Origin of the sequence: Pseudomonas sp. LD120 (genome assembly GCF_009861525.1) — a bacterium.
In the GTDB taxonomy this organism is placed as follows: Bacteria; Pseudomonadota; Gammaproteobacteria; order Pseudomonadales; family Pseudomonadaceae; genus Aquipseudomonas.
The window spans coordinates 731863-743571 of record NZ_WVHL01000005.1; the positions used below are offsets into that span (position 1 = coordinate 731863).

The following is an 11709-nucleotide window of genomic DNA, read 5'->3' on the forward strand; positions in this document are numbered from 1 at the left end:
CTAGGGATAGAGGCCTTAGTCGAGTTTGCTTGGCGGCGGCTCCTGCGCTGGCTTGCTTAAGTTTTGCGAGGCGCTGTCCTGGTTCGGCGCCTCGGTGGGCAGCACCTTGCGTTCCTGGCCGTTGAGGTTCTTCAGGTAAACCTCCATCTGCGGGAAGGAGATGTTGATGTTCTGCTTCTTGAACTCACGATTGATGAAGCGGTTGACCTCGTCGACCACCGGGTTGCGGTCCCCCAGCTCGCGCACATGCATGCGCAGTTCGTGGTCCAGGGTGCTTTCGCCGAAGTTCAGGAAGTACACGTGAGGCTCCGGCTCCTTGAGCACCCGCGGGTTGTCCCGGGCCGCCTTGAGCAGCAGTTCCTTGACCAGATCCAGGTCGGCGTCGTAGTCGACGCCAATCTTCAGGGTCACCCGGGTGATGGTGTCGGTCAGGGACCAGTTGATCAGTTGCCCGGTAATGAAGGTCTGGTTGGGGACGATGATGTCCTTGCGGTCGAAGTCGGTGATGGTGGTGGCGCGGATGCGGATCTTGCTCACGGTGCCCGACAGGTTGCCGATGGTGATGGTGTCGCCGATACGCACCGGCCGCTCGAACAGAATGATGATGCCGGAGATGAAGTTGGCGAAGATCGCCTGCATGCCGAAACCCAGTCCCACGGACAAGGCGGCCACCAGCCATTGCAGCTTGTCCCAACTGACCCCGAGGGTGGACAGGGTCGAGACAAAACCGATCCCGGCAATGACATAAGACAGCAGCGTGGTGGTGGCGTAGGCGCTGCCCTGGGCCAGGTCCAACTTGGACAGCACCAGCACTTCCAGCAGGCCCGGCAGGTTGCGCGCCAGGGCGACGGTGATGCTGACAATGATCAGGGCACCGATCATGTCGCCGATGCTGATGGGTACCATGCTCATCGTGGCACCGCTGCCGCTGGTGTATTCGTACAGGGTGATGTTGTCCAGGTAGGAGAACACCGTGATCAGGTCCGCCCAGACCCAGTACAGCGCGGCGATGAAGCCGCCCAACAGGGCCAGGCGGATCAGGCGCAGGGATTGCTCGTTGACCTTCTCGATGTCCAGGGTCGGCTCCTCGACCACGGCGTCGCCGCCTTCCCCCGCCTCTTTGGCCGCCTGGCGTTTGCTCAGGGCCCGCTGGTAGGCCAGGCGCCGCGCGGCAACGCTGAGGCCGCGCACGAAGGTCGCCTCGATCACCAGCCAGAACATCAGCAGGTACAAGGTATTGATCAGGCGGTCGCTGAGTTTCAAGGCGGTGTAGTAGTAGCCGAAGCACACCGCGACGAACAAAGCGATCGGCAGCAAGGTGAACAGCAACCCCATCGATTTGCGAAACAGCGACGCGTTTTCGTGGGCCGGGCTGCTTAACAACAGTCGGCTCAAGAGCAAGGCCATCAGCGCGTAACAGGTCAGCACTACGCCGATGCCCAGTACGTCATCGGCCAGGGCTGCGGGCTGGTGCTCGGCGACGGCGACCACGGCCACCAGCGCCAGCACCACCAGACCCAGGCGGCGGATCCAGCCCTGGAGGAACTCCACCTGGGGTTTTTCCCAGCGAAAATGCAGTTCGGCCACGCCGCCGGGCGCGAGAATCCGATAGGCGGTGTAGAACACCAGCCAGGCTTGGGCGATCTGCAGCAGCGCCGCACCGAGGTTGGTGTTCTGCCCGCGGGCGTCGATCTGCAAGGCGTAGCCGCACAGCGCCAGGCCCAGGCTGACCGGCATTGCCAGAAGAATGTTGACCAGGATCGCCAGCGGGGTATGCCACTGGCTGTCGCGTTTGAAGTGGCCGATGTCCCTGTGCACTTTGTTCAGGCGCCCATAAAGGCTTTTACGCCGCCAGAGCAGGGTGCCGATCAACAGCAGCAGTGGCAGGAACAGCAGCGGCCGTTGCGTCAGCCCGTCCGCCAGCTCACTCAGGCTTGAGGCCCAAGGCAGCGTGGTGATCTGTTTTTCCAGGCGCTGAGGCACTTCCTGCAGCCACTCCGCGTCCAGGGGCTTGTTGCTGGGAATCCAGAACATCTGCTCATCGAGGGTCGCGCGCAGGCTTTGGGACGTGCTCAGTAACTGCTTCTGGTTCAGTTGCAGGGTGATGGATTCATTGAGCAGGGCGCTGAGCTCGCGGTTCAGGCGCTCCAACAAGTCGGCGCGGGTCACGGCCAGGTCGAGCAGGTTGCGGCGCAACTGTGGCGTGACCTGCTCCGGCGGTTGGGTCTTGAGCAGGTTGTCGACGTAGGCGCTGGGGCTGCTCAGCAGTTCCCGCTGCTGGTTGACTTCGAACTGGTAGAGGCGGATATCGGCAATCTCATCCGCCAGGTCCCGGTCCAGTTGCAAGCGCGGCAAGGCTTGCTTCTGTTTATAAAGAATCTTGGACAGCAGCAGGCTGCCCTTGAGCACGTTGATTTGCTCATCCAGGGCCGCATCGCTCTGCGTCACGCTGTCCAGTTGCTGCTTGGTCAGCAGGTTCTGCTGGGTCAGTTCGTTGAGGCGGTCGGTGCTTCTGAGCAGGTAGTCGGAGAGCTTGAGGTTGGTGGTGCTTTCGGTCGACAGCAGGCTGCTACCTCCGGCCTTCTGCGCCTCGATGGACTGCTGGGTCACGGTTTCCTGGGACTGGGCCAGGCGCTTCTGGTTGATCAGGGTCTGCAGGTCCTGGATCTCGCGCTCCAGGCGCGCGGCTTTCTCCATCAGCAGGTCATGCTGGCTGTTGCCCAGGTCCTGCAATTGGCTGTTGCCCGCCAGTTCCTGGCGGCGCAGGGGAATCAACGCGTTGATCGCCGCCAACTCGGCATTGAGCAGATTGCGCTGATCGGTGCTGAGCAGCTTGCCGCCCTCTTTGCCGGACTTGAGTGCCGCGTTGATCTGCAACATGCGGGTCTGGCTGCTGCTGATTTCCGCTTGGGCCCGCTCGGGGCGCGTCTGGGCGGTGATGGCCAGGGTGTTGGCGTCGGCCAGGGCTTTTTGCAGGTCGCTCTGCAAGGCCGTGCGCTCGGTCAGCAGTTGCTCCAGTTGCGACACTGGCAATGAGCCGTAGCGCTGAGCCACGGGCACCACTTTGCTAGCTTTCAGGCGTGTCAGCTCACGCTGGTTTTCCGCGGTTTGGCGCGGTGCATTGCTCAACTGCTGTTTCAGCTCGCTGAGGCGTTGCTCGTAGTCCTGCTTGTTGCTTAGCTGATTCAGGGTGTTCTGCAGCAGGGCCTGCAGGGCCTTTTGATCGGCTTCCGGCAGTTTGCGTTCGGCAATTTTGTCCAGGCTTTGCTGGACCGACTCGGCGCTGGGGGGATCACCGCCCTGGGCGGCACCGACACAGAGGCTCAGGCTCAGCAGGGCAACAGCGAAATATTGACGCAGGGTAGGCATAGGAGTCGGTCAAACACGTGGGAAAAAGGGGAGCGCCATGGCGAAGGCCGGGCGTGATTCCGAGTTTAGAGGAAGAGTCCGGGGCCCGGGCGACTTCCTTCTGGGAATCTGACGCCGACTTTGCCGATCTTGTTCCCGTCCATCAACGCCACCGTCCAGATGGTGTTGTTCCACTCCACCTGGTCGCCGACCACGGGCGCGCCACCGACCTTCTGGGCGATGAATGTCCCCAGTGGCATGTCTGCGTCCTGGCCGTCGAGCTTGAGCCCGTAGAGCGCCGACACTGCGCCCAGCTGGGCGTCGCCTTCGAGGACGAAGTCGCCGAAGAAGCGCAGGTCGAGGCCACGCTCCGGTGCCTGACTGAAGAGTTTGCCCAGGGCTGGCAGGTTGTGTTCGTGGCCGATCACACACAGCAGGTCGTCGGCTTCGAGCACCGTACTACCCGACGGATGGAGCAGTTGCTGGCCGCGAAACAGGGCGGCGATCCGCGTGCCTTCAGGCATTTTCAGTTCTCGCAGGGCGGCACCGATGCACCACTTTTCCTCACCCAGGCGGTAGACGAACAGTTCCCACTCGCTGGTGACGTGAACCTCCAGGGCTGCCCGAGAAATCGGTGCCGGCTCGGGGGGCACCGTGACTTTGAGCCACTTGGCCACCCACGGCAGGCTGGTGCCCTGTACCAGCAGCGAGACCAGTACGATAAAGAACGCCAGGTTGAAGTACAGCTGGGCTTCGGGCAGGCCGGCCATCAGCGGGAACACCGCCAGAATGATCGGCACCGCGCCGCGCAGCCCGACCCAGGAAATAAAGGCTTTCTCCCGGCCGTGGAAGGCCTTGAACGGTGCCAGCCCCACCAGCACCGACAGTGGCCGGGCGAACAGGATCATCCACAGCGCCAGGCCTAGGGCGGGCAGGGCGATGGGCAGCAGGTCGTGAGGGGTAACCAGCAGCCCCAGCACCAGGAACATGCCGATTTGCGCCAGCCAGGCCATGCCGTCGAGCATGTGCAAGATGCCGTGGCGACTGCGCACCGGGCGATTGCCGATCACCAGCCCGCACAGGTACACCGCGAGGAAGCCGCTGCCGTGCAGGGCGTTGGTCAGGGCGAACACCACCAAGCCACCCGCGATGACCAGGATCGGGTACAGGCCGTTGGCCAGATGGATGCGATTGACCAGTTGCAGCATCAGCCAGCCACCGCCGATGCCGATGACCGCGCCGATGCCGAATTCGCGGATCAGGTCCGTCAACAGAGTCCAGTGCAGGCCGGTGTGGCCACTGGCGAGCATGTCGATCAGGGTCACGGTGAGGAACACCGCCATTGGGTCGTTACTGCCGGACTCAATCTCCAGGCTGGCCGATACCCGTTCGTTGAGGCCTTTGCCTCCCAGCAGCGAGAACACCGCGGCGGCGTCGGTGGAACCGACGATGGCGCCGATCAGCAGGCCCTGGATCAGGTTGAGGTTGAACAGCCAGGCGGCCGCCATGCCAGTCAGCCCGGTGGTGATCAGCACCCCCACCGTGGCCAGCGACAACGCCGGCCACAACGCCACGCGAAAGCTCGCGACCCGGGTACGCAAGCCACCGTCCAGCAGGATCACGGCCAGGGCCAGGTTGCCCACCAGGTAGGCGGTCGGATAGTTGTTGAAGATGATGCCGCCGCCATCGACCCCGGCGGACATGCCCACCGCGAGGATGATCACCAGGATCGGGATGCCCAGACGTGATGAAAGTGAGCTCACCAGAATGCTCGCACCTACCAGCAACGCGCCGATCAAGAACAGGCTGTTGATGGTCGTCGCATTCAAAGGCAGTACTCCAGGGCGGAAAAGGCGGGCGCAAACTGACCATGCAGTCTGCGTGCCAGCGATTCTAACCTGTTGAAATATGCCGCTGTCAAAAAGCTTTCAATGCCAGCGGCCGACCCGGCGCAAGTGCTGTGCGCCGGGGCTTTGCCGAGCCTGGCCCGATGCTTCAAAGGCTGAAGCGCGCCACCATGCTGTTGAGGTCCACGGCCAGGCGCGACAGCTCGCTGCTGGCTGCACTGGTCTGGTTGGCACCGGTGGCCGACTGCACCGACAGGTCGCGGATGTTGACCAGGTTGCGGTCGACTTCGCGGGCGACCTGAGCCTGCTCTTCGGCGGCGCTGGCGATGACCAGGTTGCGTTCATTGATCTCGATGATGGCGCTGTTGATGGTGTCCAGGGACAGGCCGGCACCGCGGGCGATGTTCAGGGTCGATTCGGCGCGTTCGGTGCTGTTGCGCATGGAGTCCACCGCGTGCTCGGTACCGCTCTGGATGCTGCCGATCATGCGTTCGATTTCACTGGTGGACTGCTGGGTGCGATGGGCCAGGGCGCGGACTTCGTCGGCTACCACGGCAAATCCGCGACCGGCTTCACCGGCGCGAGCGGCTTCGATGGCGGCGTTGAGGGCCAGCAGGTTGGTTTGGTCGGCCAGGCCGCGAATCACGTCCAGTACCTTGCCGATGTCCCGGGATTCGTTGGCCAGGTCGCCGATCAGGCTGGCGGTGCTTTGCACGTCGGAGCTCATGCGCTCGATGGCGGACACGGTTTCTTGCACCAGATCGCGACCGTCACCGGCCGAAGAGGTGGCGTTTTTCGAGGCTTCGGAGGTACTGACCGCGTTGCGCGCCACTTCTTCTACGGCACTGGTCATTTCATTGACCGCCGTGGCGGCCTGTTCGATTTCGTTGTTCTGCTGGGTCAGGCCGCGAGCGCTTTCTTCGGTCACGCTGTTGAGCTCTTCAGCCGCTGACGCCAGTTGCGTGGCGGAGCCGGAAATGCGTTGCAGGGTGTCGCGCAGTTTTTCCTGCATCTTGGCCATGGCCTGCAACAGGCGGCCGGCTTCGTCTCTGCCATCGGCGCGGATCGGCTGGCTCAGGTTGCCTTCGGCGATCTCTTCAGCGGCGCTCAGGGCATTGGCGATCGGCAGAGTGATACTGCGGGTCAGCAGCCAGGCGAACAGCAGGGTCAGGCCCGTGGCCAGGACCAGCAGGACCACCACTAGATTGACGGCCGAGGAATATTCTTCAGCGGCTTGCTGGTTGGTGTCCTGGCTCTGCCGGGTGTTGATTGCCAGCAGGCGGTTGAGTGCGCCATTCATGGCTTCGGAGTTGTTCAGAAGTTCGGTGTTGAGCAAATTGCGCAGCTCGTCGATCTGGTTGTTGCGCGACAGCGACTTCATCCGTTCTTCGATCTGCCGATACTGGCCCAGCAACTGTACGTACTGATCGTAGGCGGCTTTTTCTTCCGGGCTGCTGATCAACTTCTCGTAGACCGTCCGGGCGCTGCGGATCTGCTGGTTGCGCAACTCTTGCAGTTCCATGGTCTTTTGCTGGACATCCGCCTCGCGGTTGACCAGCAAGCGATAGGACAGCACGCGCAGGCGCAGGGTCAGTTGAGTGAATTCGTTGAGGCTATTGATGCTGGGCACGCTGTTTTGAGTGACGTCCTCGGTCGCACCGCGGATTTTGCTCATCTGGTTCAGAGCGAAGACACCGAGGATCAGCATCAAGCCACCGATCATGGCAAAGCCGAGGAAGGCCCGTGGTGCGATATTCATATTTCGAAGGGACATGGTGGGTACCAGGAAGGGCGCATCCGTGCGGGGCTTGAGACAGATCTACCGAGCATTATCGGTCATACGACTAAAGTCTTGAGTCGGGCCGTGGAATTAACGTTTTGGTTACCGGCCGGCAGCGGGGCTTGGGTGGGCGGACCCGCTGCTCTGGTCTGGAGGAGAGGAGGCGGAGGGCGGATCCGGATGACACGCCGCTACAGTCTGAACCGGGTAACCAGGTTACTCAGGTCGACGGCGAGACGTGACAACTCGTTGCTGGCGGCACGGGTCTGGTTGGCGCCCGCGGTGGACTGCGCCGACAGGGTGCGGATGTTCACCAGATTGCGGTCCACTTCCCGGGCCACATTGGCCTGCTTTTCGGTGGCGCTGGCGATCACCAGATTGCGTTCGTTGATTTCGAGGATGGCGTTGTTGATGGTGTCCAGGGACAGGCCGGCGCTGCGGGCGATGCTCAAGGTCGACTCGGCGCGCTCGGTGCTGTTGCGCATGGAATCCACGGCGTCTTCGGTGCCGTTCTGGATGCTGTTGATCATGCGTTCGATTTCGCTGGTGGACTGCTGAGTGCGATGGGCCAGGGCGCGGACCTCATCGGCCACTACCGCAAACCCACGACCGGCCTCCCCGGCGCGAGCGGCTTCGATGGCAGCGTTGAGCGCCAGCAGGTTGGTTTGGTCGGCCAGGCCGCGAATCACGTCCAGTACTTTGCCGATGTCCCGGGATTCGTCAGCCAACTCGCCGATCAGGCTGGCGGTGCCTTGCACCTCGCCGGCCATGCGCTCGATGGCCGAGACCGTGCCCCTTACCATGTCCCGCCCATCCCCGGCGGACTGTGTGGCGTGCTGCGAGGCTTCGGAGGTGCTGACCGCGTTGCGCACCACTTCTTCCACGGTATTGGTCATTTGATTGACCGCGCTGGCGGCCTGTTCGATCTCATTGTTCTGCTCGATCATGGCGCGGGCGCTTTCGTCAGTCACACCATTGAGTTCTTCGGCTGCCGAAGCCAACTGGTTGGCGGAGCCGGAAATGCGCTGCAGGGTGTCGCGCAGTTTTTTCTGCATCGTCACCATGGCTTGCAATAATCGTCCGGCCTCGTCGCGGCTATCGACCATGATCGGTCGGGTCAGGTCACCTTCGGCGATTTCCTCGGCGGCGCTCAGGGCATAGGCAATCGGCTTGGTGATGCTGCGGATCAGGCGCCAGGCAAATAGCAGGGTCAGGGCGGTGGTCAGCACCAGCAGCACGACCACCATGTTGAAGGCCGTCGTGTATTGCTCGGCGGCTTCCTGGTCGTCAATCGTGGAGTAGTGAGTGTTGATCTCCATGAGTTGATTGAGGGTCGTGTTGATCTTCTCGGCGCTGCTCAGTAGCTCCGTGTTCAGCAGCGTTTGCATGTCCTCAAGCTGGTTGTTATGCGACAAGTCGATCAGTTGCTTTTCCAGTTGATGGTGGTGCTCCAGCAGGCGGGTGTACTGATCATAGGCGGCTTGCTCTTCAGGGCTGCTGATGAGTTTCAGGTAGAGCGCTTGTGCCTTGTCGATGTGCTGATTGCGCTGGGAGATGGCGGCCAGCGTCTGCTGTTGCGCCTGGGGATCGCGGTTGAGCAGCAGTCGATAGGCCTGCACCCGCAGGCGCAGGCTCATTTGGGTGAAGTCGTTGACGCTCTCGATACTGGGAATGGTGTTGTGGGTGATCCTCTCGGTTACCGCGCGGATCTTGCTCATTTGATTCAGGGCAAATATCCCGAGGAACAGCATCAGGCCGCCGATCAAGAAAAAACCCAGGAAAGCCCTCGGAGCGATATTCATGTTGCGCAGTGACATGGAGCCTACCTCGGCTGTGCGCTGTTCGCGCTTCTTAAATCAGGGAAGTACTCGTGCTATCGCATTGAAGAACCGCTTCTTGAATGGCCAACGGTGCTTTCAGAAAAGTCTGATCGCTTGCGGGGGATTTCGGAAAAGTTTGGTCTGTCCGACGGAACGTCAGGAACCCGTTGCGCGAATGACAGTCTCTAACAGCTCTCGCGTAGAGGTCATCACCAGTAAAATCAAGGCTTTGCGCCTGGATAACCCTGGCATCCAGGGTGACTTTTCTTTATCGTACGCGCCCTTTGCAATCAGCCCGGAAGATCAAAAATGTTGGAAGCATCCCTCAGCCAATTGGAACAACTGGTCAGTGACCTGGTGGTACAGAATCAGGAGCTGCTCGGTACGAACGAAAGCCTCAAGGCGCAACTGGCCCAGGCCAAGGATGAAAACGACAGCCTGCAACTGAGCCTGATGGAACAGGAAGAAAAGCAAGGCGCCACCGCGGCCCGCATCCAGGCCCTGGTTGAGCGTGTCAGCGCGAGCCCGGCCAACCCATGAGGCATCACATCGATGGGGTGAAGGTGGTCTCTATCCTGGGGGAGGATTACTCGATCAAGGCGCCTGCCGGAGAGGAGCAAACCCTCATGGACGCCGCGTTGATGCTCAAGGCGGCCCTGGCAGACACCAAGAAAAAGTACCCGACCTTGATTGGCGAACGCTTGCTGGTACTGGCGGCGATGAACCTGTGTTCGCAGCAGATCGAGCTGCAAAAGCGCCATGGGCAGGAACTTGAGCGTTATCAGGAACAAGTCAGTGCCACCGTCGAAGTGATTACCAAGACCATTCAAAAGAATTGATGGAAATGCATACAGCTGCCGATAGGTAGGTTGGACAAGCAAGCTTATTGTTTGTATACAACTTCCCGCGGCTGGCGCGATATCGCAGCCTCTTATACCAATAAGAAAGAGGTGTTCCATGCAATTCTGGCGACGCAGTATTCAATGGCAACTGATCCTCAGCATGGGCTCGGCCCTGCTGGTCAGTCTGCTGGTGGTAGTAGCCATCTACACGGTACTGATCAATCACCTGACCCAGAACTATCTGGTGGACAGGGCGCTGCCTTCGAGCATCGAAGCCATGCGCAACGATATCGAACGCATTCTCACCCAGCCTTTGACCGCCGCCCGGGACCTGGCCGGCAACGGCATGTTGCGCGACTGGCTGGCGGCGGGCGAGGACCCGGCCAGGGCGCCAAGTTTCATCGGTTACCTGGAAGACATCCGCGCCGAGAACCAGGCGTTCACCACCATGATGGCCAGCCCGCTCAGCCATCACTATTACAACCAGAAAGGCCTGGACCGGACCCTCAGTCGGGATAATCCCAAGGATGTCTGGTTCTATCGCTTTATCGACAGCGGCAAGCCGCGGGTGCTGAACATCGATATCGACGTTGCCAGTGGCGAGCTGGCGCTGTTCATCAACTACCGGGTCGAGAAAAACGGTGAGCTGGTGGGCGTTACCGGCCTGGGCTTGCGCATGACCGAGCTGTCGAAGTTGATTCACGACTACAGCTTTGGCGAGCGCGGCCGGGTATTTCTGGTGCGCAACGACGGTTTGATTCAGGTGCATCCGGACGCCGAGTTCAGCGGCAAGCGACAGTTGTCCGAGCAGATTGGCGCGAGCGCCGCCGAGGCGCTGATGGGGCACGAGGGGCTGACCAGCAGCCATTTTCAGCGTGATGGCGAAGACTACCTGGCCCTGAGCCTGCCCCTGCGCGGCTTTGGCTGGAGCCTGGTGGCCGAAGTGCCGCAGGCGCAGATCTACACTGAGGCGCACCGGGCGATCTGGCTCACTGGCCTGATCGGCCTGGCCATTGCCGCCGTCTGTTTGTCGCTGGTGGTGTGGCTGGCCCGTGGCCTGGTGCGTCCGCTGCGGCAAGTGACCGAGGGGCTGGTGGCCATTGGCAGTGGCGGTGGCGATCTGACCTTGCGCCTGGATGCCAGTCGTGCCGACGAGCTGGGCGACCTGGCCCGGGGTTTCAACCGCTTTCTCGACAGCCAGCGCGGCATGATCGGCGAAGTGCTGGCCACCACCGAACGCCTGCGCTCCTCGGTGAGCCAGGTGGCGGCCGTGGTGGAAAACACCGCTGAACGTTCCGCTCAGCAACAGGAGATGACCGACAGAGTGGTCACCGCGGTGAAGGAGATGGGCCTGACGGTGCAGAACATCGCTCACAACGCTGGGCAGGCGGCCGGAGCGTCCCACGCGGCTCGTGACGAAGCCCTGCAGGCGCGGGAAGTGGTGGGTGGGTCGATCCTGCACATCGAGAGCATGTCGGGGGAAATCGCCCTGGCCGCCGGGGCCGTGAGCGAACTGGCTGATCAGGTGGCTTCCATCGATCAGGTGCTGGCGGTGATTCGCGGAGTCTCCGAGCAGACCAACCTGCTGGCCTTGAATGCGGCCATCGAGGCTGCCCGGGCCGGTGACATGGGGCGTGGCTTTGCCGTAGTGGCCGACGAGGTGCGAACCCTGGCCCAGCGTACTCAAGCGTCCACCGACGAAATCCAGCAGATGATTCAGGGGCTCAAGCAAGGTGCGGAGAATGCCGTGAACTCGATGCACGCCGGGCAGGCGGCGACGGGAACCGGCGTTGTGTCGAGCCAGCAGACCGGGGCCTCGTTGACGGCGATTACCGGGCAGGTGGAGCAGATCAGCGACATGAACCAGCAAGTGGCCACGGCCACCGAACAGCAGTCGGTAGTGACCGAAGAGATCAACCGCACCGTTCAGGGTATTTCCGATCTGGCCCGGGCCACGGCGGCCGAAGTGCATGCCTGTCGCGAAGACTGCCGGACCTTGCAGCGTCTGGCCGAGGATCTGGCGCAACAGGTGGGCGGTTTCAAATTGCGTTAAGCAGGATGGGGCCTTCGCC

At 61.8% G+C, this 11709-nt stretch carries 7 protein-coding genes and 3 pseudogenes; 4 read left to right on the forward strand and 6 right to left on the reverse strand.

The window, feature by feature from the left end; translation table 11 throughout:
• Positions 1–15: 15 nt before the first annotated feature.
• From mscK to PLD_RS31225, 6 genes and pseudogenes are all read right to left on the reverse strand, one after another.
• Positions 16–3369 (reverse strand): mechanosensitive channel MscK, encoded by a 3354-nt coding sequence (mscK, locus tag PLD_RS17670; protein WP_159894943.1) that lies wholly within the window; start codon positions 3367–3369, stop codon positions 16–18.
• Between the two features lie 65 nt (positions 3370–3434).
• Entirely contained in the window at positions 3435–5177 is a 1743-nt protein-coding gene (locus PLD_RS17675) for a potassium/proton antiporter (RefSeq protein WP_159894945.1), read from the reverse strand.
• Between the two features lie 166 nt (positions 5178–5343).
• A complete protein-coding gene (locus PLD_RS31210) occupies positions 5344–6216 on the reverse strand; it encodes a methyl-accepting chemotaxis protein (protein WP_371929092.1) in 873 nt (290 codons plus the stop codon).
• Positions 6199–6969: pseudogene (locus PLD_RS31215) on the reverse strand (MCP four helix bundle domain-containing protein); the annotation flags it as partial. The gene PLD_RS31210 and the pseudogene PLD_RS31215, both read right to left, overlap by 18 nt.
• 197 nt (positions 6970–7166) lie before the next feature.
• Complete coding sequence (locus tag PLD_RS31220; RefSeq protein ID WP_371929093.1) at positions 7167–8039, reverse strand: methyl-accepting chemotaxis protein; 873 nt, start codon at positions 8037–8039, stop codon at positions 7167–7169.
• Positions 8022–8792, reverse strand: a pseudogene (locus tag PLD_RS31225) (MCP four helix bundle domain-containing protein); the annotation flags it as partial. The pseudogene PLD_RS31225 and the gene PLD_RS31220, both read right to left, overlap by 18 nt.
• Before the next feature lie 312 nt (positions 8793–9104).
• On the opposite strand from PLD_RS31225, the gene PLD_RS17690 reads away from it, so the two are divergent.
• The 4 genes and pseudogenes from PLD_RS17690 to PLD_RS31235 all read left to right on the forward strand — a co-directional run bounded on the left by PLD_RS17690 (position 9105) and on the right by PLD_RS31235 (position 11690).
• A complete protein-coding gene (locus tag PLD_RS17690; protein WP_159894951.1) occupies positions 9105–9335 on the forward strand; it encodes a hypothetical protein in 231 nt (76 codons plus the stop codon).
• Positions 9332–9634 carry a cell division protein ZapA gene (locus PLD_RS17695; RefSeq protein ID WP_159894953.1) on the forward strand — a complete coding sequence of 101 codons (303 nt, stop codon included), beginning with the start codon at positions 9332–9334 and terminating at the stop codon, positions 9632–9634. The genes PLD_RS17690 and PLD_RS17695 overlap by 4 nt, the downstream gene beginning before the upstream one ends.
• Before the next feature lie 163 nt (positions 9635–9797).
• Positions 9798–10823 (forward strand): annotated as a pseudogene (locus PLD_RS31230) (cache domain-containing protein); the annotation flags it as partial.
• A gap of 126 nt (positions 10824–10949) precedes the next feature.
• Positions 10950–11690, forward strand: coding sequence for a methyl-accepting chemotaxis protein (locus tag PLD_RS31235; RefSeq protein ID WP_371929094.1), 741 nt, complete (start codon positions 10950–10952; stop codon positions 11688–11690).
• Positions 11691–11709 lie beyond the last annotated feature (19 nt).